Annotated in this window: 22 protein-coding genes and 1 other RNA gene; 16 read left to right on the top strand and 7 right to left on the bottom strand. The window is 70.1% G+C overall.

Translation table 11 applies throughout. The annotated features are described in order from the left end of the window. Positions 1 to 9: 9 nt before the first annotated feature. From AC1DGW_RS06795 to AC1DGW_RS06780, 4 genes are read right to left on the bottom strand one after another with little or no spacing between them, the layout of a single operon-like run. Positions 10 to 579 (bottom strand): TlpA disulfide reductase family protein, encoded by a 570-nt coding sequence (locus AC1DGW_RS06795; protein WP_478020882.1) that lies wholly within the window; start codon positions 577 to 579, stop codon positions 10 to 12. 19 nt (positions 580 to 598) lie between these two features. After that, positions 599 to 1,144 carry a metal-dependent hydrolase gene (locus tag AC1DGW_RS06790; RefSeq protein WP_478020880.1) on the bottom strand — a complete coding sequence of 182 codons (546 nt, stop codon included), beginning with the start codon at positions 1,142 to 1,144 and terminating at the stop codon, positions 599 to 601. Further along, positions 1,144 to 1,515: a YraN family protein gene (locus AC1DGW_RS06785; RefSeq protein WP_478020878.1), complete on the bottom strand. Its 372-nt coding sequence runs from the start codon at positions 1,513 to 1,515 to the stop codon at positions 1,144 to 1,146. Before AC1DGW_RS06785 ends, AC1DGW_RS06790 begins: the two co-directional genes overlap by 1 nt. After that, a complete protein-coding gene (locus AC1DGW_RS06780) occupies positions 1,505 to 3,232 on the bottom strand; it encodes a penicillin-binding protein activator (RefSeq protein ID WP_478020876.1) in 1,728 nt (575 codons plus the stop codon). Before AC1DGW_RS06780 ends, AC1DGW_RS06785 begins: the two co-directional genes overlap by 11 nt. Positions 3,233 to 3,313: 81 nt before the next feature. Between AC1DGW_RS06780 and rsmI the strand changes: the two genes are divergently transcribed. The 3 genes from rsmI to rnpB all read left to right on the top strand — a co-directional run bounded on the left by rsmI (position 3,314) and on the right by rnpB (position 5,464). Further along, positions 3,314 to 4,138, top strand: coding sequence for a 16S rRNA (cytidine(1402)-2'-O)-methyltransferase (gene rsmI, locus AC1DGW_RS06775; RefSeq protein WP_478020874.1), 825 nt, complete (start codon positions 3,314 to 3,316; stop codon positions 4,136 to 4,138). A 64-nt stretch (positions 4,139 to 4,202) separates the two neighbouring features. Then, positions 4,203 to 5,057 (top strand): alpha/beta hydrolase, encoded by an 855-nt coding sequence (locus AC1DGW_RS06770; protein WP_478020872.1) that lies wholly within the window; start codon positions 4,203 to 4,205, stop codon positions 5,055 to 5,057. Between the two features lie 55 nt (positions 5,058 to 5,112). Then, positions 5,113 to 5,464, top strand: an RNA gene (rnpB, locus tag AC1DGW_RS06765) — RNase P RNA component class A. A gap of 203 nt (positions 5,465 to 5,667) precedes the next feature. Here rnpB and tet read toward each other — a convergent pair. The 3 genes from tet to AC1DGW_RS06750 all read right to left on the bottom strand — a co-directional run bounded on the left by tet (position 5,668) and on the right by AC1DGW_RS06750 (position 8,006). After that, complete coding sequence (tet, locus tag AC1DGW_RS06760; protein ID WP_478020870.1) at positions 5,668 to 6,912, bottom strand: Tet(A)/Tet(B)/Tet(C) family tetracycline efflux MFS transporter; 1,245 nt, start codon at positions 6,910 to 6,912, stop codon at positions 5,668 to 5,670. Positions 6,913 to 6,992: 80 nt separating this feature from the next. Further along, positions 6,993 to 7,757: an NRDE family protein gene (locus tag AC1DGW_RS06755; RefSeq protein WP_478020868.1), complete on the bottom strand. Its 765-nt coding sequence runs from the start codon at positions 7,755 to 7,757 to the stop codon at positions 6,993 to 6,995. Between the two features lie 99 nt (positions 7,758 to 7,856). Beyond that, positions 7,857 to 8,006 carry a hypothetical protein gene (locus AC1DGW_RS06750; RefSeq protein WP_478020866.1) on the bottom strand — a complete coding sequence of 50 codons (150 nt, stop codon included), beginning with the start codon at positions 8,004 to 8,006 and terminating at the stop codon, positions 7,857 to 7,859. 40 nt (positions 8,007 to 8,046) lie between these two features. Between AC1DGW_RS06750 and mraZ the strand changes: the two genes are divergently transcribed. The 13 genes from mraZ (at position 8,047) to ftsZ (ending at position 23,086) form a co-directional block, all read left to right on the top strand. Beyond that, a complete protein-coding gene (mraZ, locus tag AC1DGW_RS06745; RefSeq protein ID WP_478020864.1) occupies positions 8,047 to 8,535 on the top strand; it encodes a division/cell wall cluster transcriptional repressor MraZ in 489 nt (162 codons plus the stop codon). Between the two features lie 14 nt (positions 8,536 to 8,549). Continuing rightward, a complete protein-coding gene (gene rsmH / locus AC1DGW_RS06740; protein WP_478021479.1) occupies positions 8,550 to 9,518 on the top strand; it encodes a 16S rRNA (cytosine(1402)-N(4))-methyltransferase RsmH in 969 nt (322 codons plus the stop codon). Further along, the gene (gene ftsL, locus AC1DGW_RS06735; protein ID WP_054667605.1) at positions 9,515 to 9,778 is read left to right on the top strand and encodes a cell division protein FtsL; all 264 of its coding nucleotides are present in this window, start codon (positions 9,515 to 9,517) and stop codon (positions 9,776 to 9,778) included. Before rsmH ends, ftsL begins: the two co-directional genes overlap by 4 nt. A 67-nt stretch (positions 9,779 to 9,845) precedes the next feature. Next, positions 9,846 to 11,705, top strand: coding sequence for a peptidoglycan D,D-transpeptidase FtsI family protein (locus AC1DGW_RS06730; protein ID WP_478020859.1), 1,860 nt, complete (start codon positions 9,846 to 9,848; stop codon positions 11,703 to 11,705). A gap of 8 nt (positions 11,706 to 11,713) precedes the next feature. Further along, the gene (locus AC1DGW_RS06725; RefSeq protein ID WP_478021474.1) at positions 11,714 to 13,231 is read left to right on the top strand and encodes a UDP-N-acetylmuramoyl-L-alanyl-D-glutamate--2,6-diaminopimelate ligase; all 1,518 of its coding nucleotides are present in this window, start codon (positions 11,714 to 11,716) and stop codon (positions 13,229 to 13,231) included. Continuing rightward, a complete protein-coding gene (locus tag AC1DGW_RS06720) occupies positions 13,228 to 14,610 on the top strand; it encodes a UDP-N-acetylmuramoyl-tripeptide--D-alanyl-D-alanine ligase (protein ID WP_478020857.1) in 1,383 nt (460 codons plus the stop codon). Before AC1DGW_RS06725 ends, AC1DGW_RS06720 begins: the two co-directional genes overlap by 4 nt. Next, on the top strand, positions 14,600 to 15,685 hold the full coding sequence (mraY, locus tag AC1DGW_RS06715) for a phospho-N-acetylmuramoyl-pentapeptide-transferase (RefSeq protein WP_055765901.1): 1,086 nt from the start codon (positions 14,600 to 14,602) through the stop codon (positions 15,683 to 15,685). Before AC1DGW_RS06720 ends, mraY begins: the two co-directional genes overlap by 11 nt. Then, positions 15,685 to 16,992 (top strand): putative lipid II flippase FtsW, encoded by a 1,308-nt coding sequence (gene ftsW / locus AC1DGW_RS06710; RefSeq protein ID WP_478020855.1) that lies wholly within the window; start codon positions 15,685 to 15,687, stop codon positions 16,990 to 16,992. The genes mraY and ftsW overlap by 1 nt, the downstream gene beginning before the upstream one ends. After that, positions 16,992 to 18,140 (top strand): undecaprenyldiphospho-muramoylpentapeptide beta-N-acetylglucosaminyltransferase, encoded by a 1,149-nt coding sequence (gene murG / locus AC1DGW_RS06705; RefSeq protein ID WP_478020853.1) that lies wholly within the window; start codon positions 16,992 to 16,994, stop codon positions 18,138 to 18,140. The genes ftsW and murG overlap by 1 nt, the downstream gene beginning before the upstream one ends. A 43-nt stretch (positions 18,141 to 18,183) precedes the next feature. Continuing rightward, the gene (gene murC / locus AC1DGW_RS06700) at positions 18,184 to 19,620 is read left to right on the top strand and encodes a UDP-N-acetylmuramate--L-alanine ligase (protein WP_478020850.1); all 1,437 of its coding nucleotides are present in this window, start codon (positions 18,184 to 18,186) and stop codon (positions 19,618 to 19,620) included. Between the two features lie 100 nt (positions 19,621 to 19,720). Next, positions 19,721 to 20,449 carry a cell division protein FtsQ/DivIB gene (locus AC1DGW_RS06695; RefSeq protein WP_478020848.1) on the top strand — a complete coding sequence of 243 codons (729 nt, stop codon included), beginning with the start codon at positions 19,721 to 19,723 and terminating at the stop codon, positions 20,447 to 20,449. After that, positions 20,446 to 21,681, top strand: a complete 1,236-nt coding sequence (ftsA, locus tag AC1DGW_RS06690) for a cell division protein FtsA (RefSeq protein ID WP_054667596.1) — start codon at positions 20,446 to 20,448, stop codon at positions 21,679 to 21,681. Before AC1DGW_RS06695 ends, ftsA begins: the two co-directional genes overlap by 4 nt. Before the next feature lie 175 nt (positions 21,682 to 21,856). Continuing rightward, positions 21,857 to 23,086, top strand: coding sequence for a cell division protein FtsZ (gene ftsZ, locus AC1DGW_RS06685; RefSeq protein WP_277434843.1), 1,230 nt, complete (start codon positions 21,857 to 21,859; stop codon positions 23,084 to 23,086). Positions 23,087 to 23,258 lie beyond the last annotated feature (172 nt).

Raw genomic sequence — 23,258 nt, 5'->3', positions numbered from 1 at the left:
CACCGCATTCTAGGGCGATGGCGCGTTGCTGGCCGGCCGGCTGCGGACCTCGTCGGGCAGCAGGGCGACGATTTCCTCCATGAAGCCGGGCAGCGCATCTACCGAATAGCCTACGTGGATCGAGGCGATGCGGCCCTCGCGGTCGAGCACGAGCATGCGCGGCACCGCACGCACGCCGTAGCGCGCGGCGGTTTCGCCCTTGCCGTCGAACACGTATTCCAGGTCGAGCTTGCCGTTGCGGCGGGCAAAGGCGACCACGTCCGCGCGCGGCTCGCCCCAGTTCACCGCGATTACTTCCAGCGCGTCCTTGCCCACCACCTTCTGCAACTGCGCCAGGATCGGCAGTTCGCGCATGCACGGCCCGCACCAGCTGGCCCAGAAGGTCACCACCACGATCCTGCCGCGGCGCTGTTCCAGATCGACCAACTGGCCCTGGCGGTTGCTGCCCAGCAGGGGCGGCGGGAATTCGCCCACCTGCGTTGCGGCGGGCGCTTCGTCGGCAGCGTGGGAAAGCGGTGCCAGCAGCGGCAGCAGGCAGCACAGCAGCAGCCCGAAGGGCCGCCGATCGCGACGTTCCATGAGTCTTCTCCCGTGCGGCTCAATCCGGGGCGCGGCCGCTTGCGCCTGCGGGCGATTGGATCATCCGCCAACCCAGTACCGCCAGTGCCAGCGGCAGCCACACCCAGCGCAGTTCGGACAGCACGGTCTGCAGGCCGCGCGCGCTGAAGAAGGCGTTGGCGAAGGGCGAAACCCGGATCGGCCGCCAGGGTGCGAACAGGCGCGCGTCGCTCCACGGCCACCACAGCGCCACGCCGAGGCCGCCGGAGGTGAGGGCGTCGAGCAGCGGATGCGAGAGCGCGCAGGCGAAGACGAAGGCCAGCGCCTGCCGTCTTCCCGCATGCAACTGCCGGTGCAGCAGCAGGGCAAGCATCGCCAGCATTCCGGCGAACAGCAGCGAATGGCTTGCGCCGCGATGGCCGAAGGCATCGGCATAGGGCACATGCAGGGCGAAGGCCAGCACGTCGGCGTCGGGCAGCATCGCGGCGGCGATGCCGGCGCCGAGCAGGCGTGTGGACACGCGGCCGCGCTCGCTGGCGCACCACAGCGCCAACGGGACGGCGGCGTGGGTGAAGACGCTGGGCATCAGTCGTCGGCGCGGAAGGCGTCGCGCAACCAGTGCAGTTGCGGTGGCTCGCCGCTGGCCTCGACCACGTCGAAGCGGCAGGGCGCCTGCGCGTGCAGGGGATGCGCCGAAAGATAGAGCTGCGCGGCCAGCAGCAGGCGGCGGCGCTTTCCGGCATCGACCGAAGCGGCGCCGCCACCGAACGCGGCGTCGCGGCGGTAGCGCACTTCCACGAAGACGAGGCTGCCGGCGGCTGGATCGAACATCACCAGATCGAGTTCGCCGCCGCGGTAGCGGACGTTGCCGGCCAGCCAGCGCAGGCCGGCACCTTCCAGGTGACGGCGCGCGGCGGCTTCCACCGCCGCGCCGCGTGCGGCCTTGTCAGCGGCCATCACCGGTCGGCACCGGCTGGCCACCGCTGAAGGTGGACCACGCCGGCGTGCGCAGCACGTTGCCGAAGCCGTCCAGGTGCAGGGTGCCGGTGGCGCCGGCCAGGCCGCCCTGGGTGCTGTTGGCCAGTTTTTCCAGGTAGGCGGTGATTTTCCAGGCGTCGAAGCCGAAGGCGAACAGGCGCGCGGCGCCGCCGCGCGCGGTCGGCAGGGTGGTGGCCAGTTCGCTGGCCGTGGGCAGGCCCGGGGCGCCGCGCACGGACCATGCTTCGCTTGGGAAGGCGATGCCGTCCAGTGCCATGTCCTCGTCGGCCTTGCCGGTGCCGGATACCAGCTGCGAGGTACCCACGCGGGTGGCGCCGCCCATGCCCGCCAGCGCCAGTTGCGGTGCCAGCGTGCGTGCCTGCGAACCCTTGACCGCGAGGAACACCGCATCGACCACGCCGGCCTGGCGCAGGCGTGCGCTCACGTCGCCGGGTGCGTCGCCGACGCTGAGGCTGGCGGCGACCTTGCCGCCACGCTCGGCGAAACGCTCGCGGAAGGCGGCGGTGGCGCGGCGGCCGGTGTCGTCGCTGCTGCCGATCACCAGCACGTTGCCGCGCTCGCGGGCCAGCAGGTATTCGGCGGCCATGATGCCGTCGTCCTCCGGCGCCAGCGAGAAACCGGCGCTGCCGGCCGGCGGCGTGTCCTTGCCGCGGTTGAGCGCCAGCAGCGGCACCTGCAGCTGCTCGCGGCCGAACAGCGCATCGACTTCGTCGCGGCCCAGCGGGCCGACCACGAAATCGGCGCCGCCGGCCACGGCCTTGTCATAGGCGGCGATGGCGCCGGCCGGGGTGCCGCGGGTGTCGATGAAGTCGACCTGCGGGCGGCGGCGGTATTCGGCGTAGTAGCCGGCGAGCAGGCCATCGCGCACCGGCGCGGCGGCCGTGGCGAGGTTGCCGGACAGCGGCAGCAGCACCGCCATCTTCACTGGCGGCCGATAGCCGTCGGCGTCGGCCGGCGGGCGCTTGCCGGTATCCAGCTGCCAGGCGGCATCGCGGTCGAACGGGCGCGGCAGCGGCAGGCCGCGGCCGATCAGGGCGCGGCCCGCGTGGTTGTAGAGCGGGTCGCCGGCCGGCAGCGCGGCGCTGCGGTTGGCGAGGGTGGCATCGTCCAGCCCCGCCAGCAGGCGGGTGATGGCGCGCTGGTTGTCGGTGCGGGCGCTGCCGGACAGCAGCACGCCGGCGCGGGCGCGGGCGCCGGCCGCGGCGAAGGCATCGCCATTGGCTTCCAGCGCCTGGCCGCGGGCCAGGTGCCAACGGGCCTGCTGGGCGGCGGGCAGCTGGTCGGGCTGCTGCGTGCCCAGCGCCTGCAGCACGGCGGCCGGCTGCTTGTCGGCCAGCGCCAGTTCCGCGGCCAGCAGCGCATGGCGCTGGCGGCTGGCGCCGGCCAGCTGGCGCGCCTGCACCTGCGGCAGCAGCATGCGCGCGCGGGCGTCGTCGTTGGCTTCGTGCCAGGCGAAAGCGGCGTCGGCCAGCAGCTGCGATTTGGCGGCACCGCGCGCCAGCGCGGCTTCGGCTTCCAGCTGCTGCGCGGCTTCGCGCGGCTTGCCCTGTTCGAGCAGGGCGATGGCGGCCTGCTGCCCCGGCGACGTGGTTGGCGCCATGCCGGTGGTGGCGCAACCGGCGAACAGCAGGAGCGACAGTGACAGGACGGTGATCCGTGCGGCGGGATTGTTCATTCGGGATCCGTTCAACGGCATGCGGCGGCGCCGGGTGGGGGACACGGTAGGATTCTAACCTTGCCCATGGAAAAGCCGATGATGCCCGCTGCCCCCGCCACCCTGTACGTCGTCGCCACGCCGATCGGCAACCTGTCCGACCTGAGCCCGCGCGCGCAGGAGGTGCTGCGCACGGTGGCGGCGATCTGCGCCGAGGACACGCGCCACACCGGCCAGCTGCTGTCGCATTTCGGCATCAGCCGGCCGCTGGTGGCCCTGCACGACCACAACGAGGAAGCGATGGCCGAGCGCGTGGTGGCGCGGCTGCTGGGTGGCGAATCGATGGCGGTGGTGAGCGATGCAGGCACGCCGCTGGTCAGCGACCCCGGTTTCCGGCTGGTGCGCGCGGCGCGCGCGGCGGGGGTGAAGGTGAGCCCGGTACCCGGCGCCTGCGCTGCGATCGCGGCGTTGAGCGTGGCCGGCCTGCCCAGCGACCGTTTCGTGTTCGAAGGTTTCCTGCCGGCCAAGGGTGCGGCGCGGCGCGAGCGCCTGCAGCGGCTGGCCGGCGAGACCGGTACCCTGGTGTTCTACGAGTCCTCGCACCGCATCGCCGAATCGCTGGTGGACATGGCCGCGGCGTTCGGCGCGTCGCGCCCGGCGGTGGTCGCGCGCGAGCTGACCAAACTGTTCGAGACCGTGCTCGACGGCAGCCTGGAACAACTGCTCGCCGTGGTGCAGGCCGACGACAACCAGCGCAAGGGCGAGTTCGTGGTGATGGTGCAGGGCGCCGCCGACGACGAGGAAGCGAAGATCGCCGAAGGCCGCCGGCTCTACACCAGACTCAACGAACACCTGCCGCCGTCCACCGCCGCCAAACTCGCGGCCGAACTCAGCGGTGCGCCGCGCAAGGCGTTGTACGGGCAATGACTTCCAGTGCCGCCATCATGGCGGCACCGATCATCCGACGCGGGGTTTCCGCACAGGGGGATGCATGAAACGCCTAGTCGTCCTGTTTCTGCTGTCCGTCGCGTGTTTTCCAGCAGGGGCGGAAACGCCTCCGCCCCCAAGGGTCGAGACCATCGCCGGCGGTGCGGGCCAGCCGATGCAGGTGCTGGTGTATGCGCCGGAAGCGGCGATGCAGGCACCGCGCGCGGCGATCGTGCTGTTCCATGGTGGCGGCTGGACGGTCGGCGAGGCGCGCTGGATCGAACCGACCGCGCGGCTGATGGCCGAAGCCGGGCTGGTCGCGGTGGCGGTCGAGTACAGGCTGGCCGACCAGGCCGCGGTGACGCCCTACGACAGCGTCGCCGATGCGCGTGCGGCACTGCGCTGGGTGCGGCGCGACGCGGCGGAGCTGGGCATTGATCCCCGCCGGATCGCGGCCGGTGGCATCTCCGCCGGTGGACACCTGGCCGCCGCGACCGCCGTGTTCGACGAACCGTCCGGCGACGACGTGTCCGCACGACCGGATGCGCTGGTGCTGTGGTCGGCGGCGGTCGCGGTCGGCAACGATGGCTGGTTCGGGAAACTGAGCGGCGGCCCGGCGCGCGCGGCGGCGCTGTCGCCGGACCGGCATGTCCGTCCCGGCCTGCCACCGACGGTGATGCTGCAGGGCGCGGAGGACAGCGTGACGCCCGCGGCGGGCGCGGAACGCTTCTGCGCGCGGATGCGGGCGTCGGGAAACCGCTGCGAACTGACCGTGTACCCGGGCGTTGGCCATCTGTTCACGCGCAACCTGCGGCAGCAGGAAGAGCCCGACTACAAGGCGATCGACCTGCGGATCGATGCCGATGCGGACCACAAGGCGATCGCCTTCCTGCGGGAGATCGGCTTCGCCGCGAAGTGATTTTCCGCGTCGGGTGCCCCGTCGGCAGGGCCGGACGTGCGACAATGCGCGCGGCGGAGTCGGCCGGACAGTCGCGTCGTTCCTTCGGGAACGCCGAGGAAAGTCCGGGCTCCACAGGGCAAGGTGCCAGGTAACGCCTGGGCGGCGCGAGCCGACGGAAAGTGCAACAGAAAGATACCGCCTACGTCTCTTTCGGGAGGCCGGTAAGGGTGAAATGGTGCGGTAAGAGCGCACCGCGAGTCCGGCAACGGACCGGCACGGCAAACCCCACCTGGAGCAAGACCAAATAGGGACCTAATGGCGTGGCCCGCGTCGGGTCCGGGTAGGTTGCTTGAGCGTCACGGTGACGTGGCGCCTAGAAGAATGACTGTCCACGACAGAACCCGGCTTACAGGCCGGCTCCGCCGCTTTTTCCGCCTGCTGGGCGGGAAAAGCCCCATTGTTTTGTACCGCTGGGGCGGTACAAAACAATGGGCCCCAGGCCCTTTGCCTGCCAGAACCCCGCGCCTGTCGGCGCGCCCCCTTTACTAAAGGGGGCTCTTCTCCGGATGGATGGCTTTGCTCGCTTCGCATCGTACTTGGAGATGAAGGTCGCTCTTTCGACCATTCCTCAAGGTGCTTGCTGTTTTCCTATATTGGCCTGCGTGGTTGCGGGAACGGCAGGCTCGGTCGTTGATGACGTCTCCGCACGCCTGCGGCCGAACAGCAATGGCAGGACCAGCAGGTTGGTGGCGGCGCCCACGGCCCAGACCAGACCGGGCCAGAGACCCTGGCCGAGTGCGTACAGGGTGGTGACCACCAGTGGGCCGGCGATGCCGATCAGGCTGGTGATGCTGGTCAGCGTTCCCTGCAGTTCGCCTTGCTGGTGATCGTCGATCCGGCGCGTGAGCAGCGACTGCAGGGCCGGGGCGGCCAGGCCGCCGGCGGCGAACAGCGGCAGCAGCAGGAACGGCACCCAGCCAGACACGGCGACGGACAGCAGCAACAGTCCCAGCGAATCGCCGGCCAGTCCGAGCAGCAGGGCGCGGCGTTCGCCCAGGCGCGATACCAGCGGGGCGATCGCGAATGCCTGGGTCAGGGCGTGGCACAGGCCATAGCCGGCCAGTGACAGGCCGCCGATCCACATGCTCCAGCCGAAGCGCTGCTGTCCATAGAGGATCCACAGTGTTGCCGGCCATTGCCCGACCAGGGTGACGATGGCGTATACCCCCACCAGCGGCAGCAGGCCTGGCCTGCCCTGCAGACGGTGCAGGGCGGCGAAGGCGTTCAGGCTGACCTTGCGGCGTCCGGGGCCGCGCGCCGGGCGCGATTCGGGCAGCAGCCGCCAGGTCAGCAGCAGGTTGAGGCCGTTGAGCACCGCGGCGAGCATGAACGGCGCGCGCAGCAGCCATTCGCCGAGCAGGCCGCCCAGCACCGGGCCGGCGATGAAGCCGATGCCGATGGCCGCGCCCATCTGCCCGAAACGGGCCGCGCGCTGGTTCTCGGGCGTGATGTCGGTGAGGTAGGCCGCGGCCACCGCCATGTTGGCGCCGGTGACGCCGGCCAGTGCGCGGCCGAGATACAGCCAGGGCAGGGTCGGCGCGAACGCCATCAACAGGTAATCCAGCGCCGCGCCCGCCAGCGAGACCAGCAGTACGCGGCGGCGGCCCAGGCGGTCGCTCAGCGCTCCGAGTACCGGCGCGCACAGGAACTGCATCAGGGCGTACACCGACAGCAGTGCACCGTAATGGAAGCTGTTGGCGGCGCGGTCGCCGGTCAGGCTCTGCAGCAGGCCCGGCAGGATGGGCATGATCAGGCCGAAGCCGATGGTGTCGATCAGCAGGATCGCGAGCAGGACGAACAGCGGTTTGCGCATGATCTGCCGGGCTTCCGTGTCGGCGGCGGAGAGGGGCGGATTCTTCCACAGTCCGGCCGTGCGCTCGACCGGCCGGCCTGTCAGGGCTGGATGTCCACCCGGCTCTGCCCCAGGAACACGCCCTGCGGACCGAAGCGGCGTTCGACGATGAAGCCATGGCCGCCGTGGTCGATCGCCACCAGGGTGCTGGCGCGGGTGCCGTAATCCTCGCCGCGGATGAAGGCGGCCGACAGATGCCGTTCCAGCGGCAGCGCGATGCCGGTCGCCGGCAGGTCGGCGTCGGCCGGCCGCCAGTCGTCGGCGAGGGCGGCCCACAGGGCATCCAGCGGCGGATCGTCCTGCGCCAGCCAGGCTTCCAGGGCAGTCATCAACCGGCGCGTCTTCGGCCAGGGCGCGTCGAGGGCGCCGTTGGACATGCCGTGCACGCCCGGCGACAGCGCCTGCCGGGCAAAGGGGCGGTTGCCCAGGTAGTGGCAGCCGTCCGCATCGGCCAGCAGCAGGTTGAACGGGGCGTAGTCGCCGGCATGGGGCGACAGCCGATCGATCTGCTCCGCCGCGGAGGCGCCGGCGCCGGCCAGGTAATCGGCGACCAGGGCACCGCGCGATGGCCCGCCGCTGGCGGCGGTCGGGTCGCGCACGTTGGTGATCACCGCGGCGCGCCCCTTGTCATCGACCCCCATCCAGGTGCCGCCAGAACGCAGGTCGCGGCCGGCGATCACGTCACCCTGCGGCGGCGCCCAGCGCTCCAGCGCCGCGCTGGGGCGGGCGTGGAATTCATCGCGGTTTCCCGCCATGAACAGGCGCCAGCGGGGGTGGGACTTCCAGGCGAGAGCGACGAGGCACATGTCCGTCAGTGTGCCCGCCTGCGCGGGTGGCGGCCATGCCCGGCTGAATGGCGGCGGGGTCGGACTGTTGTTTTCACGTCTCCTCTACACGGCTGAATTTCATTGAAATCTCAAAATTTGAGATGAAACAGCAACTTGTGGATAAAGCTTGAACAAGTCTCTAAAGATTGGCGCAAGCCCTTGATGCGAATGACGATTTTGCCCGCCAAAAACTGTTGACAAGCCTTCGCCCGCTGCTAAGGTGGTCATCCGAGGGAAAACCGGGTTTTTTGTGGTTTTCCGTGGTTCAATGACCGCCCAGCGACATCAGGCACTGACAGGTAGAGACGGCGTGTTCCAAGGCGAGACGGCCATCACGGTTGACGACAAGGGACGCATGGCGGTGCCCACCGCCCATCGCGACCTGGTCGCGCGCGTGAGCGGCAATCGCCTGGTGCTGACCTACAACCCGTTCGAAGCCGGTTGCCTGTGGCTGTACGCCGAGAAGGAATGGGAGCGGGTGCGCGACGACGTGATGGCCAAGCCCAACACCCAGCGCGTGGTGCGCACCCTGCAGCAGAAACTCGTCGGCTCGGCCGCCCATCTGGAACTGGATGGCAATGGCCGCATCAGCCTGCCGTCCAGCCACCGCAATGCGGTCGGCATCGAGAAGAAGGCGGTGCTGATGGGCATGGGCGACAAGTTCGAACTATGGAGCGAGCAAGCGCATCGCGCACTGATCCAGCAGACATTGTCTGACGAGGATCTGGGCGATGGGTTGCTCGATCTGAAGTTGTGAGCCGGGGTGCCCGGGTGCGCGGTCAAGCGCAGGCCGGTCACCCTCCGGTGTCGCAGCCGCCGGCGGCTCACCTGCCGGTGCTGTACACCCAGGTCCTGCAGGGCCTGAGGGTGATCGAGGACGGTACCTATCTGGACGGCACGTTCGGCCGCGGTGGCCATGCCGGCGGCGTGCTGCGCCAGCTCGGCCCGCACGGCCGCCTGCTGGTGATGGACAAGGACCCGGAAGCCATCGCCGTGGCGCAACGCGATTTCGCGCCGGACCCGCGCGTGGCGATCTACCGCGGCAGCTTCGCCGACCTGCTGGACTGGAGCGAGACCGCCGCCGGCCTGGACGGCGTGCTGTTCGACCTGGGCGTGTCCTCGCCGCAGTTGGACGTGGCCGAGCGCGGTTTCAGCTTCGGCAAGGACGGCCCGCTGGACATGCGCATGGACCCGGAGTCGGGCGAAAGCGCGGCGCAGTGGCTCAACCGCGCCGAGGAGCGCGAGATCGCCGACGTGCTGTGGACCTACGGCGAAGAACGCCAGAGCCGCCGCATCGCCCGTGCCATCCTTGCCCGCCGCGCCAGCCAGCCGTTCGCGCGCACCGCCGAACTGGCCGAACTGATCGCCTCGGTGATGCCGCGCGGCAAGGACAAGATCCATCCGGCCACGCGCAGCTTCCAGGCCATCCGCATCCACATTAACCGCGAACTGGCCGACCTCGAGGCCGGGCTGGACGCGGCGATGGCCCGGCTCAAGCCCGGCGGCCGGCTGGCGGTGATCAGCTTCCATTCGCTGGAAGACCGCATCGTCAAGCAGTTCATGAACCGCCACGCCAAGGCGCCGCCGGCCAATCGCCGTTTTCCCGAGGCGACGGTGTTCGTGCCGACGCTGGAGTTGATTGGCGGCGCGATCAAGGCGGAGGACGACGAACTGGCGGTCAATCCGCGTTCGCGCAGCGCCGTGCTGCGCGTCGCCGAGAAGCGCGGGGTGGCCGCATGAGCCGCCTGCTGCTGGTGGTGCTGCTGGCCTGCACGATCGCCTCGGCGATCGGCGTGGTGTTCATGCGCCACCGCCATCGCCAGCTGTTCGTCGAGCTGTCGCGACTGGAGCACGCCCGCGACGAACTGAACATCGAGTTCGGCCGCCTGCAGCTGGAGCAGGCCACGCTGGCGCAGGCCACGCGCGTGGATCAGGAAGCGCGCGGCCGCCTGGGCATGAAGTTCCCGGAAGCCGGCGACATCGTGGTGGTGCGGCCATGACGAAGCGGCAGGACAGACGTTTTGCACGGCGACGCCGCCCGCAGGGTGGCGCACATGGCGGTGCGCCATGAACACGCCCCGCCGCAACCGCAACCGCAGCCAGTTCAACCTGCGCAACCGCATGCTGATGGTGGGTGCGGGGCTGGGTCTGTGCGCGGTGACGCTGGTGGGCCGCGCGGCCTACGTGCAGCTGATCAACAGTGACTTCTACCAGCGCCAGGGCGAGGCGCGCTACCTGCGCGAAGTGCCCATCGCCACTTCGCGCGGCATGATCACCGACCGCAATGGCGAGCCGGTGGCGGTGTCCACGCCGGTGGCCTCGATCTGGGTCAATCCGCAGGAACTGCTGCGCGCGCCCGGGCGCATTCCCGAGCTGGCGCAGGCGCTGTCGCTGCCGGTGGACGAGCTGACTTCGAAGCTGACGCAGAAGGCCGACAAGGAATTCATGTACCTGCGCCGCCGGATGAATCCGGACGTGGCCGAGCAGATCGTCGCGCTGAAGATTCCCGGCGTGTTCGCGCAGCGCGAGTTCCGCCGCTACTACCCGCAGGGCGAGGCGATGGCCCACGTGCTGGGCTTCACCAACATCGACGACCACGGCCAGGAAGGCCTGGAGCTGGCCTTCGACGAATGGCTGCGCGGCAAGCCCGGCGCCAAGAAGGTGATCCGCGACCGCAAGGGCGCGATCGTGGAGAGCATCGACCTGGTGCATCCGGCCGAGCCGGGCAAGGACCTGACCCTCAGCATCGACCGCCGCATCCAGTTCCTGGCCATGCGCGAGCTGCGCAACGCGGTCACCGCGAACCAGGCCGCCGGCGGTTCCATCGTGATCATGGATGTGGCCACCGGCGAAGTGATGGCCATGGCCAACCTTCCGACCTACAACCCGAATTCGGTCAGCGGTGCCACCCCGGATGCGCGCCGCAACCGCGCCGTGACCGACCTGGTCGAGCCCGGTTCGACGATGAAGCCGCTGACCATCGCCACCGCGCTGCAGAACCATGTGGTCACCCCGGACACCATCATCGACACCAATCCCGGCTACCTGACGCTGGGCCGCTACACCATCCGCGACGTGCCGCGGAACAATGGCGTGCTCAACGTCACCGGCGTGATCACCCGCAGCTCCAACATCGGCGCGGCCAAGATCGTGGCGCGCCTGCCGGACCAGACCTTCTATAATTCGGTGCGCGCCTTCGGCTATGGCGTCGCGCCGCACAGCGGCTTCCCGGGCGAATCGGTTGGCGTGGTGCCGTCGCCGGGCAGCCCGGGCTGGTACGGCACCACCAAGACCACCATGTCCTACGGCTACGGCCTGTCGGTGACGCCGCTGCAGATCGCGCAGGCGTACTCGGCGCTGGCCAACGGCGGGCGCGTGATCCAGCCGACCTTCGTCAAGGGCCAGCACAACGAAGCGCGTCAGGTCATCGACCCGGCGGTCGCGCAGGAAGTGGTGCGGATGATGGAGACGGTGGTGACCCAGGGCGGCGCCAAGCAGGCTGCGATCCTGGGCTACCACGTCGCCGGCAAGACCGGCACGGCGCGAAAGAACGGCCCCAACGGCTACGAACGCGGCCACTACAACCTGCTGTTCGCCGGCGTGGTGCCGGCCACCAACCCGCGCTTCGCCGCGGTGATCGTGGTCAACGACCCGCGCGGTGCGCTGCAGTACGGCGGCCTGGTATCCGCGCCGGTGTTCCACCACGTGATGGAAGGCACCCTGCGGTTGATGGACGTGCCGCCGGACGACATCCAGTCGTGGCTGGCGGCGCAGGCGGCCGGCAAGGTCGGCGGAAACCCGGTCAACAACCCGGCGGTGCTGCCGGTTCCGCAGGATCCGGCCGAGCCCAACATCGACGCCGAATTCGACGCCGCCATGCCGACCGCCATCGCGCCGCAGCCGGCCGCGCCGGAGGTGCGCCAGTGACCCGCACGATGAAATTGTCGCAGTTGCTGCCGGATCTGGCGCTGGCTTCCGATCCGCAGATCGGCGGGTTGGTGCTGGACTCGCGCCAGGTGCGCCCGGGCGACGCCTTCGTCGCCATTGCCGGTTTCGGCGCGCATGGGCTGGGCTTCGTCGAGCAGGCCAAGGCCGCCGGCGCCAGCGCCATCCTGTTCGATCCGCCGGCACCGGCGGAACTGCCGGCACCGGCCGACGCCATCGCCGTGCCTGGCCTGCGCCAGCGCATGGGCGCGATGGCCGACCAGTTCCACGGCCATCCTTCGTACGCGATGACGATGGTCGGCGTGACCGGCACCAACGGCAAGACCTCGACCGTGCAGTTGCTGGCCCAGGCCTGGCACCTGCTGGGCAGCCGCAGCGGCAGCATCGGCACGCTCGGCGTCGGCCTGTATGGCGACGTGGTGCCGACTGGTTTCACCACGCCGCTGGTGCTGCAGATGCATGAAGTGCTGGCGCAGCTGCGCGATGCGGACGCGCAGGCGGTGGCGATGGAAGTCAGCTCGCATGCGCTGGACCAGGGCCGCGTCGATGCCGTGCACTACGACGTGGCGGTGTTCACCAATCTCACCCGCGATCATCTCGATTACCACGGTGACATGGCCAGCTACGGCGCGGCCAAGGCGCGCCTGTTCCATCGCGACGGCCTGAAGGCCGCAGTCGTGAATCTGGACGATGCGTTTGGCCGTGAGCTGATCGCCACGCTGGCGGCGGATGTCCAGGCCATCGGCCTGAGTTCGGCCGGGCAGGCGGGCGCCGTGGTGCGCGCCGAGACGCTGGTGCTGGACGGGCAGGGTATCGGTTTCGACCTGGTGATCGGCGACGAGCGCCATCCGCTGCGTTCGCCGCTGCTGGGCCGCTTCAACGTCGACAACCTGCTGGCCGTGGCCGGCGCGCTGCATGCGCTGGGCCAGCCGACGGCGACCATCGCCGACGTGCTGGGCCGGCTGCAGCCGATCCGCGGCCGCATGAACCGCCTCGGCGGGCAGGGCGAGCCGACCGTGGTCATCGACTATGCGCATACGCCCGACGCGCTGGAGCAGGCGCTGCGCAGCCTGCACGGCCATCTCGACGGCCGGCTGCTGTGCGTGTTCGGCTGCGGCGGCGAACGCGACACCGGCAAGCGCCCGCAGATGGCGGCCATCGCCGAGAAATCCGCCGACGTGGTGTTCGTCACCGACGACAATCCGCGCGGCGAGGATGGCGACACGATCGTCGCCGACATCATGGCCGGTTTCGCCGCGCCGTCGCGGGTGAACGTGCAGCGCGACCGCGCGCGCGCCATCGGCGCGGCCATCGCCCAGGCCGGCCCCGGCGACATCGTGCTGGTCGCCGGCAAGGGCCACGAGCCCTATCAGGAGATCGCAGGCATCAAGCATCCCTTCGACGACACCGAAGTCGCCTCGCGCGCGCTGGCCAGCCGGCAGGGAGGCGCACCCGCCGCGCATGGATGCGCAAGTGGTGCGGCCGCAGGATGTGGAGGAGCAGCATGAAGCGCACTCCGTTGTCGCTGATCGCGCACTGGGCCGGCGGCGAGCTCCATGGCGATGACGCGAGCATCGATGCCATCGGCAACGACACCCGCACGCTCGCGCCCGGCAGCCTGTACCTGGCCCTGCGCGGCGAGCGTTTCGATGGCCACGACTTCGCCGCCAGCGCGGCGGCAAACGGCGCCAGCGCACTGCTGGTCGAACGCCTGCTGCCGCTGGACGTACCGCAGGTGCTGGTCGCCGACGCCGAGCGGGCGCTGGCGAAGATCGCCACCGCGATGCAGCGCGACCGCGCCACGCGCGTGTTCGCCATCACCGGCAGCAACGGCAAGACCAGCGTGAAGACGCTGCTGCTGGCGATCCTGCAGCACGTGGCGATGGTCGAGGGCCGCCAGGTCTACGCCACGCCGGGCAACCGCAACAACGAGATCGGCATGCCGCTGGCGGTGATCGACGCGCCGGAAGACGCCGACTTCGCCATCTACGAGATGGGTACTGGCAAGCCGGGTGACATCGCCTACCTCACCGCCATCGCCGCGCCGGACGTGGCCCTGGTCAACAACGTCGCGCCCGCCCACCTGGAGCGCATGGGCAGCCTGCTGGAGATCGCCAACACCAAGGCGGCGGTCTACGACGATCTGCGCGAAGGCGGCGTGGCCGTGGTCAACGCCGATGACGCGTTCGCCCCGTTCTTCGCCGACCGCGCCGGCGCCCACCGCGTGATCCGCTTCGGCCTGGAAGCCAGCGCCGAGGTCACTGCCACCGGCATCGCGCTGGTCGAAGCCGGCTCGCGCTTCCGCCTGCGCACGCCGCAGGGCGAAGCCGAGGTGGCGCTGCAGCTGCCGGGCCGGCACAACGTGCTCAACGCGCTGGCCGCCGCGTCGCTGGCGCTGGCCGCGGGCATCGCCTTGGCGCGGGTCGCCGAAGGCCTGGCGCAGGCGCGCCCGGTCGCCGGCCGCCAGGTCGCGCACGTGCTGCCCAACGGCGCGGTGCTGGTCGACGACAGCTACAACGCCAATCCGGGCTCGCTGGCCGCGGCGATCGCCGCGCTGGCCGCCGGCAGGGAAGAGGGCTGGCTGGTGCTGGGCGACATGCGCGAACTCGGCCCCGATGCGCAGGCGCTGCATGCGCAGGCCGGCATGCGCGCGCGCGAGGCCGGGCTCAAGCGCCTGTACGCGCTCGGGCCGCTGAGCGCCGCCGCCGCTGCCGCGTTCGGCGAGGGCGGAAGCCACTTCGACAGCCACGCCGCGCTCGCCGCCGCGCTGGACGCCGACCTTCATGCTGGCGTGCGTTGCCTGGTCAAGGGCTCGCGCGGCAGCGCCATGGACAAGATCGTGACCGCGCTGCTCAAGCGCGGCGAGGACACACCGCATGTTGCTTGAACTGGCCCGCTGGCTGCAGCAGCTGGACGACCTGTTCCGGTTGTTCAACTACCTCACCTTCCGCGGCATCCTCGCCGCGCTGACCGCGCTCGGCCTGTCGCTGTGGCTGGGGCCGGCGGCGATCCGCCGCCTGGCCCAGCTCAAGGGCGGCCAGCCGATCCGCAAGGACGGTCCGCAATCGCACTTCTCCAAGGCCGGCACCCCGACCATGGGCGGCGGCCTGATCCTGCTGTCGGTGTTGATGGCGGTGCTGCTGTGGGGCGACCTGCGCAACCGCTACGTGTGGTTGGTGATGGCGGTGATGCTGTGCTTCGGCGCCATCGGCTGGTACGACGACTGGATCAAGATCGCCCGGCGCGACCCCAATGGCCTGAAATCGCGCTGGAAGTACCTGCTGCAGTCGATCTTCGGCCTCGGTGCCGGCCTGTTCCTGTTCTACACCGCCGACGTGCCGGCGGCGCTGACCCTGTACATCCCGATGTTCAAGGCCATCGCGCTGCCGCTGGCCGGGATCAGCTTCGTGGCCATCGCCTATTTCTGGATCGTCGGCTTCTCCAACGCGGTCAACCTGACCGATGGCCTGGACGGCCTGGCGATCATGCCGACCGTGCTGGTCGCCTGCGCGCTGGGCGTGTTCGCTTACGCCTCGGGCAACGCAGTGTTCTCCAGCTACCTGCAGATCCCGCAGATTCCGGGCGCGGGCGAGCTGGTCATCATCTGCGCGGCGATCGCCGGCGCCGGCCTCGGGTTCCTGTGGTTCAACACCTATCCGGCGATGGTGTTCATGGGCGACGTCGGTGCGCTGGCGCTGGGCGCGGTGCTGGGCACCATCGCGGTGATCGTGCGCCAGGAGCTGGTGCTGGTGGTGATGGGCGGCGTGTTCGTGATCGAGACGCTGTCGGTGATGATCCAGGTGGCCAGCTTCAAGCTGACCGGCAAGCGCGTGTTCCGCATGGCGCCGATCCACCACCACTTCGAACTCAAGGGCTGGCCCGAGCCGCGGGTGATCGTGCGCTTCTGGATCATCTCGGTGGTGCTGGTGCTGATCGGCCTGGCGACGCTGAAGGTGCGCTGATGGACGATACCGCGCGCCAGGCAACCCGGCTCGAAGCGATCGGCGGCCACTACGACAAGTGGCTGCTGGGCGCGGCCGTGGCGCTGGCGTCGCTGGGCATCGTGATGGTGGCGTCCAGCTCCATCGCGCTGACCCAGAGCCCGTTCTACTACCTGACCCGCCACCTGGTGTTCATCGGCATCGGCCTGGTGCTGGCGGCGGTGGCGATGCGCGTGGAACTGCGCGAGGTCGAGAAGTACAACCACCTGCTGCTGCTGGGCTGCTTCGCGCTGCTGGTGGTGGTGTTCGTGCCCGGCCTGGGCAGCACCGTCAACGGCGCGCGCCGCTGGATCAACCTGGGCGTGGCCAAGTTCCAGACGGTCGAGGCAGTGAAGGTGTTGTACATCGTCTGGCTGTCCAGCTACCTGGTGCGCTTCCGCGACGAGGTCAACGCCACCTGGCAGGCGATGCTCAAGCCGGTGGGCGTGGTCGGCGTGCTGGTCGTCCTGCTGCTGCTGCAGCCGGACTTCGGTTCGTCGATGCTGCTGCTGGGCATCACCACCTGCATGCTGGTACTGGGCGGCGCGCAGCTCAAGCGCATCATCCTGCCGGTGCTGCTGATGCTGCCGGCGCTGGTGCTGCTGGTGATCTTCGAGCCCTACCGCATGCGCCGCGTCACCTCGTTCATGGATCCGTGGGAGGACCAGCTGGGTTCGGGCTACCAGCTGTCCAACGCGCTGATGGCGATCGGCCGCGGCGAATGGACCGGCGTGGGCCTGGGCGCGTCGATCCAGAAGCTCAACTACCTGCCCGAGTCGCATACCGACTTCATCTTCTCGGTGATCGCCGAGGAGCTGGGCTTCGCCGGCGTGTGCACCATCGTCGCGCTGTACGCGCTGCTGGTCGGCCGTGCGTTCTGGCTGGGCATGCGCTGCATCGAGATGCGCCGCCATTTCTCCGGTTACATCGCTTTTGGCGTCGGCCTGTGGATCGGCCTGCAGACCTTCGTCTCGATCGGTGTGAACCTGGGCATGCTGCCGACCAAGGGCCTGACCCTGCCGCTGATTTCCTCGGGCGGTTCCAGCGTGATGATGACCTGCGTGGCGGTCGGCGTGCTGCTGCGCGTGTCGTGGGAATACAACCGCGCGGTGCGCCGCCAGGAAGTGCGCGAGGACGCCGACGTGGCCGACGCACCGGCCGCCGATGCAGCGCAGCCGGTCGAGCCGGCCACTGCCTCCGCGATCGCCGCGGCCATGCAGGGGGGCGCCGCGCGCGGCACCAGCCGCATGCAGCAGCGCGTCGAGCCGACGTTCGGGAGGATTGCGTAATGGCGAATCCCTCGCAGAAGCCGGCACATCCCTGTGCCGGGATTCAACAGGAAAACGTCTCCACGCCGAACGACAACGCGCGCCCGGTGCTGATCATGGCCGGCGGTACCGGCGGCCACATCTTCCCCGGGCTGGCGGTCGCCAGGGTGCTGCGCGAACGCGGCGTTCCGGTGACCTGGCTCGGTGCCGACGGCGCGATGGAAACACGGCTGGTGCCGCAGCACGGCATCGCCATCGACACGCTGGCCATCTCCGGCCTGCGCGGCAAGGGCAGGCTGGCGCTGCTGGGCGCGCCGCTGCGGGTGCTGCGCGCGATCCGCGCCGCCGGTTTCGTCCTGCGTGACCGCAATCCGCGCGCGGTGGTGGCCTTCGGCGGCTTCGCTTCCGGTCCCGGTGGCATGGCCGCGCGCCTGCACGGTTTTCCACTGCTGGTGCACGAACAGAACCGCGCGCCGGGCATGACCAACCGCATCCTGTCGCGTTTTGCGCGGCGCCTGCTGACCGGTTTCCCCGGCAGCTTCGCCGGCGGCCGCGAAGAAGCGGTCGGCAACCCGGTGCGCGCCGAGATCGCCGCGCTGCCGGCGCCGGAGCAGCGCCTGGCCGGCCGTAACGGTCCGATGCGGGTGCTGGTGCTGGGCGGCAGCCAGGGCGCACGCGCGCTCAACAATGCCGTGCCCAAGGCGCTGGCCGCGCTGGGTGGCGGCGTCGCCATCGAAGTCTGGCACCAGTGCGGCGAGAAGCTGCACGGCGAGGCGCAGCTGGCCTACCGCGATGCCGGCGTCGAAGGCCGCGTCGATGCCTTCATCACCGACATGGCCGCCGCCTATGCCTGGGCCGACCTGGTGGTGTGCCGCTCCGGCGCCTCCACCCTGGCCGAGCTGTGCGCGGTGGGCATCGGCAGCGTGCTGGTGCCGTTCGCCGCGGCGGTGGACGACCACCAGACCCGCAACGCCGAATACCTGGTGGAGCGTGGCGCCGCCGAACTGCTGAAGCAGGACGACGCGCTGGCCACCAATCTGGAAGGCGTGCTGCGCGCGCTTGCCCACACCCCCGCCCGCCGCATGCAGATGGCGCAGGCCGCGCGTGCGCTGGCCAAGGTCGATGCGGCCGAGCGCATCGCCGACATCATCCTCGAGGAAGCAGCATGAACACGGCACCGCGCACGCGCGCCCATTCCACTGGAGGCCGCGCATGATCCGCCGCCTCCACGACACCACCGATCTGGTCCGCGCCTTTCCGCGCGTGCACTTCGTCGGCATCGGCGGCACCGGCATGAGCGGTATCGCCGAGGTGATGCTGACCCTGGGCTATGAGGTCTCCGGTTCGGACAACGCCGACAACGCCGCCACCCGCCGCCTGGCGCGGCTGGGCGCGCGGGTGATGCGCGGGCATTCGGCCGCAAACGTACTCGGCACCGACTGCGTGGTGGTATCCAGCGCGATCCGCGAGGACAACCCGGAACTGATGGAAGCGCGCAGCCAGCGCATCCCGATCATGCCGCGCGCGGCGATGCTGGCCGAGCTGATGCGCTTCCGCCGCGGCATCGCCGTGGCCGGCACCCACGGCAAGACCACCACCACCTCGCTGACCGCCGCGGTGCTCAGCGAAGGCGGGCTGGACCCGACCTTCGTGATCGGCGGGCAGCTGCTGGCCGCCGGCGCCAACGCCAAACTCGGCGGCGGGCAGTGGCTGGTGGCCGAGGCCGACGAGAGCGACGGCAGCTTCCTGCGCCTGAACCCGCTGGTGGCGGTGATCACCAATATCGATGCCGACCACCTGGAAAACTACGGCAACGACTTCGCCCGCGTGCAGGCGGCATTCGCCGAGTTTCTGCAGCGCCTGCCGTTCTACGGCCTGGCGGTGCTGTGCATCGACGACCCGGAAGTGGCCGCGCTGGCCACGCAGACGCCGCGCCACGTCATGACCTACGGCATGAGCGGCCACGCCGACGTGCGCGCCGAGGACGTGGAGCAGGACGGCGCGCGCATGCGCTTCACCCTGCGCCTGCCCGAAGGCAGCAGCGTGCCGGTGACGCTGGCGCTGCCGGGCCGCCACAACGTACTCAACGCGCTGGCCGCCGCCGCCATCGGCTGGCAGCTGGGCGTCGCGCCGGAAACCATTGCCGTCGCGCTGGAGAAGTTCGAAGGCGTGGGCCGCCGCTTCAACGACCTGGGCGTGGTCACCACCGCCAAGGGCGCGAAGGTGCGGCTCATCGACGACTACGGCCACCACCCGCGCGAACTGGCAGCGGTGTTCGCCGCCGCCCGCGGCGGCTGGCCGGAACAGCGGCTGGTGGTGGCGTTCCAGCCGCACCGCTACAGCCGTACCCGCGATCAGTTCGATGCGTTCGCGGCGGTGCTGTCGGAAGTCGACGCGCTGGTGCTGAGCGAGGTGTACCCGGCCGGCGAAGCGCCGATTCCCGGCGCCGACTCGAAGTCGCTGGCCCGCGCCATCCGCGCGCGTGGCCGCAGCGAGCCGGTTGTGGTCGGCCATGCCCATGACCTGGTATCGGTGCTGCCGGACGTGCTGCGCGACGGCGACCTGCTGCTGATGATGGGGGCCGGCGACATCGGCCATGTCGCCCAGCAGATCGCCACCGGCGGGTTCCAGGGGGCGCAGGACGAATGAAGGCCTGCCTGCTTCCACTGACGCGCACCCCGACCATGACCGGTACCGGCCATGGCGCGGCGGCGTCGTGCGGAACCGCCCGGGCCGGCGGGAGGCGCGCATGAGCGCGGTGCTGCGCATCCTCGCCTGGCTGCTGGCCATCGCGCTGGTGGTGCTGCCGGTGGTCGCGGTGCTCAACGGCTGGGTCGGCGCCGAGCGCTGGCCGCTGGCCAAACTGCGCGTGCACGGCGAATTCAAGCGCGTACCCGGCGAGGACCTGCGCAAGGCGCTGCTGCCGTATGCGCGTGCCGGCTACTTCGCGGTGAAGCTGCAGGACGCGCAGCACGCGGTGGAACAGCTGCCGTGGGTGGAGAGCGCGCAGGTGCGCAAGCAGTGGCCGGACGTGCTGGAAGTCAGCATCGTCGAACACAAGCCGTTCGCGCGCTGGGGCAAGGACCGGCTGCTGTCCGAGCAGGGCCGGCTGTTCGCCACCCCGCACGGGTTGGAGAACGCGCCGCTGCCGGAACTCGACGGCCCGGACAGCAAGACCGCCGAGGTGGTCGAGCTCTACAACGATTCGCGCGCGCTGTTCGCGCCTGCCGGCGTGGATGTGCGCGCGCTGGCGATGGACGCGCGCGGCAGCTGGTCGCTGGCGCTGGACAACGGCACCGAGGTCATCGTCGGCCGCGACGACGCGCGCTCGCGGCTGGGTCGCTTCGTGCGCGTGCTGCCGCAGCTCACCCGCACCCAGGTGCCGATCGTGCGCGCCGATCTCCGCTACACCAACGGTTTCACGCTGAGCTGGGGAACCCCGCCGCCGGCAGCAAAGCAGACGCAGGACAGGACATGAATCGCAAGGGTGACAAATCGCTGATCGTCGGCCTCGACATCGGCACCTCCAAGGTGGTGGCGCTGGTGGGCGAATATTCGCCGGGCAGCCCGATCGAGGTGATCGGCATCGGCTCGCACGAATCACGCGGTCTCAAGCGCGGCGTGGTGGTGGACATCGAATCGACGGTGCAGTCGATCCAGCGCGCCATCGAGGAGGCCGAGCTGATGGCCGGCTGTGAGATCCGCTCGGTCTACGCCTCGATTTCCGGCAACCACGTGCAGTGCCGCAACTCTCAGGGCATCACCCCGATCCGCGAGGGCGAGGTGACCTGGGGCGACCTGGACCGCGTGCTGGAAGCGGCCAAGGCGGTGGCGATCCCGGCCGACCAGAAGATCCTGCACGCGATCCCGCGCGAGTACGTGCTGGACGATTCGCAGGAAGGCATCCGCAACCCGGTCGGCATGACCGGCGTGCGCCTGGAGGTGCACGCGCACCTAGTGGTGTGCGCGCAGTCGGCCGCGGCCAACATCAGCAAGTGCGTGCAGCGCTGCGGCCTGCAGGTGGACGACCTGGTGCTGTCCTCGCTGGCTTCGTCGGTGGCGGTGCTGACCGCCGACGAGCGCGAGCTGGGCGTGGTGATGGTGGACATCGGCGCCGGCACCACCGACATCGCGGTGTTCGTTCAGGGCGCGATCTGCCATACCGCCTCGCTACCGATCGCCGGCGACCACGTCACCAACGACATCGCGCACATGCTGCGCACGCCGACCCCGGAAGCCGAGCAGATCAAGGTGCGCTATGCCTGCGCGCTGGCGCAGCTGGCCACCGCCGAGGAAAGCATCCAGGTGCCGTCGGTCGGCGACCGCCCGCCGCGGCGCATGCCGCGCGCCTCGCTGGCGCAGGCGGTGCAGGGCCGCTACGAGGAGATCTTCGAGATGGTGCAGGCCGAACTGCGCCGCTCGGGCTTCGAGGAGATGGTGCGCGCCGGCATGGTGCTCACCGGCGGCGCCTCGAAGATGGAAGGCGTGGTCGAACTGGCCGAGGAAATGCTGCAGATGCCGGTGCGCGTGGGCATTCCGCAGCACGTCACCGGGCTGGGCGAAGTGGTCGGCAATCCCGTGCACGCCACCGGCGTCGGCCTGCTGCTGATGGGCAGCCAGATCGAACACCCGCGGCGTCCGTCGCTGCCCACCGGGCGCGCCGGCACGCTGTTCAACAAATTGAAGAACTGGTTCCGCGGCGAGTTCTGACGCGGAGCAGGCGGTAGCGCCGGCAGGCGGCCGGCGATTGATGTAGCGCGGTACCCCGGAGTGGCGCAGGCCACGAAGGATTCCAACGACAACTGCCGCAACGGCGGCGCGGTACGCAAGGGCAGGACGCCTGCACGGCCACGCCGACGGAAGCGGTTATAACGAGGACATGGACATGGCACATTTCGAATTGATCGAGAAGATGGCACCCAATGCGGTGATCAAGGTGGTGGGCGTGGGCGGCGGCGGCGGCAACGCCGTGGCGCACATGGTCAACTCCAGCGTGGACGGCGTTGAATTCATTACCGCCAACACCGACTCGCAGGCCATCAAGAACTGCGGCGCCAAGCTGCAGCTGCAGCTGGGCACCAACGTCACCAAGGGCCTGGGCGCCGGCGCCAACCCGGAAGTCGGCCGCCAGGCCGCGCTGGAAGACCGCGAGCGCATCATGGATGCCCTGCAGGGCGCGGACATGGTGTTCATCACCGCCGGCATGGGTGGCGGCACCGGTACCGGCGCCGCGCCGGTGGTGGCGCAGCTGGCCAAGGAGATGGGCATCCTGACCGTGGCCGTGGTCACCAAGCCGTTCCCGTTCGAAGGCCGTCGCCGCATGCAGGTGGCGCTGAAGGGCATCGAGGAGCTGAGCCAGCATGTCGACTCGCTGATCACCATCCCGAACGAGAAGCTGATCACCGTGCTCGGCCGCAACGCCACCATGGTGCAGGCGTTCCGCGCCGCCAACGACGTGCTGCAGGGCGCGGTGCAGGGCATCGCCGACCTGATCGTGCGTCCGGGCCTGATCAACGTCGACTTCGCCGACGTGCGCACCGTGATGTCGGAAATGGGCTTGGCCATGATGGGTACCGGCACCGCCCGCGGCGACGACCGCGCCCAGGCCGCCGCCGAAGCCGCCATCCAGAACCCGCTGCTGGACGACGTGAACCTGGCCGGCGCCAACGGCATCCTGGTCAACATCACCGCCGGCCCGGACTTCACCATGAGCGAGTTCGACGAGATCGGCCGCACCATCGACGGCTTCGCCTCGGAAGACGCCACCGTCGTGGTGGGCACCGTGCTCGACCCGGACATGCAGGACGAAGTGCGCGTGACCGTGGTGGCCACCGGCCTGAACCGCGCCGTCGCCAAGAACGCGCAGCGTCCGGGCGAGCGTGCGCCGATCAAGCTGGTGCGCAACGCCACCACCGGCCAGGCCGAGTTCGGCGGCGACTACGAGAGCCCGGCCGACGCCGTGGCCAAGGCAGTGGGCAGCTCGCTGGGCATGGGCCTGCGCCGTCCGAGCTCGGACACCGTGGCCGCTTCGGCCCCGGCGGCCGCGCCGGCTGCCGCGGAGCTGCCGAGCGACTACCTGGACATCCCGGCGTTCCTGCGCCGCCAGGCCGACTGACCGGCTGGTCGCCGTTCCGGCGGGCGCCCTGGGCAGGGCACCCGCGACGGGCGGTGTGCCGGACGGGTCGTGAGTTGTAGACGCCGGGGTTGTCCTCCCCGGTGGCGGCATCCATGTCCTTGCTGCCGGGCCAGGATCGGCCCGGCAGCATCTTCGCCTCCCCGGGGAGGCG

The organism is Stenotrophomonas sp. 05N423, assembly GCF_056397145.1.
Note: the sequence above shows the minus strand (reverse complement) of the source record. Positions and strands in the feature narration are given on the sequence as shown.

Bases quoted from the DNA above. Each gene is read 5' to 3' on its own strand.
- AC1DGW_RS06730 (WP_478020859.1), top strand. From the start codon at position 9,846: ATGAACACGCCCCGCCGCAACCGCAACCGCAGCCAGTTCAACCTGCGC.
- AC1DGW_RS06795 (WP_478020882.1), bottom strand. From the start codon at position 579: ATGGAACGTCGCGATCGGCGGCCCTTCGGGCTGCTGCTGTGCTGCCTG.
- AC1DGW_RS06755 (WP_478020868.1), bottom strand. From the start codon at position 7,757: ATGTGCCTCGTCGCTCTCGCCTGGAAGTCCCACCCCCGCTGGCGCCTG.
- murC (WP_478020850.1), top strand. From the start codon at position 18,184: ATGATCCGCCGCCTCCACGACACCACCGATCTGGTCCGCGCCTTTCCG.
- mraY (WP_055765901.1), top strand. From the start codon at position 14,600: ATGTTGCTTGAACTGGCCCGCTGGCTGCAGCAGCTGGACGACCTGTTC.
- AC1DGW_RS06695 (WP_478020848.1), top strand. From the start codon at position 19,721: ATGAGCGCGGTGCTGCGCATCCTCGCCTGGCTGCTGGCCATCGCGCTG.
- AC1DGW_RS06785 (WP_478020878.1), bottom strand. From the start codon at position 1,515: ATGGCCGCTGACAAGGCCGCACGCGGCGCGGCGGTGGAAGCCGCCGCG.
- murG (WP_478020853.1), top strand. From the start codon at position 16,992: ATGGCGAATCCCTCGCAGAAGCCGGCACATCCCTGTGCCGGGATTCAA.
- AC1DGW_RS06780 (WP_478020876.1), bottom strand. From the start codon at position 3,232: ATGAACAATCCCGCCGCACGGATCACCGTCCTGTCACTGTCGCTCCTG.
- AC1DGW_RS06790 (WP_478020880.1), bottom strand. From the start codon at position 1,144: ATGCCCAGCGTCTTCACCCACGCCGCCGTCCCGTTGGCGCTGTGGTGC.
- ftsW (WP_478020855.1), top strand. From the start codon at position 15,685: ATGGACGATACCGCGCGCCAGGCAACCCGGCTCGAAGCGATCGGCGGC.
- ftsA (WP_054667596.1), top strand. From the start codon at position 20,446: ATGAATCGCAAGGGTGACAAATCGCTGATCGTCGGCCTCGACATCGGC.
- mraZ (WP_478020864.1), top strand. From the start codon at position 8,047: ATGACCGCCCAGCGACATCAGGCACTGACAGGTAGAGACGGCGTGTTC.
- ftsL (WP_054667605.1), top strand. From the start codon at position 9,515: ATGAGCCGCCTGCTGCTGGTGGTGCTGCTGGCCTGCACGATCGCCTCG.
- ftsZ (WP_277434843.1), top strand. From the start codon at position 21,857: ATGGCACATTTCGAATTGATCGAGAAGATGGCACCCAATGCGGTGATC.
- AC1DGW_RS06770 (WP_478020872.1), top strand. From the start codon at position 4,203: ATGAAACGCCTAGTCGTCCTGTTTCTGCTGTCCGTCGCGTGTTTTCCA.
- tet (WP_478020870.1), bottom strand. From the start codon at position 6,912: ATGCGCAAACCGCTGTTCGTCCTGCTCGCGATCCTGCTGATCGACACC.
- AC1DGW_RS06725 (WP_478021474.1), top strand. From the start codon at position 11,714: ATGAAATTGTCGCAGTTGCTGCCGGATCTGGCGCTGGCTTCCGATCCG.
- rsmI (WP_478020874.1), top strand. From the start codon at position 3,314: ATGCCCGCTGCCCCCGCCACCCTGTACGTCGTCGCCACGCCGATCGGC.
- AC1DGW_RS06720 (WP_478020857.1), top strand. From the start codon at position 13,228: ATGAAGCGCACTCCGTTGTCGCTGATCGCGCACTGGGCCGGCGGCGAG.
- AC1DGW_RS06750 (WP_478020866.1), bottom strand. From the start codon at position 8,006: ATGACCACCTTAGCAGCGGGCGAAGGCTTGTCAACAGTTTTTGGCGGG.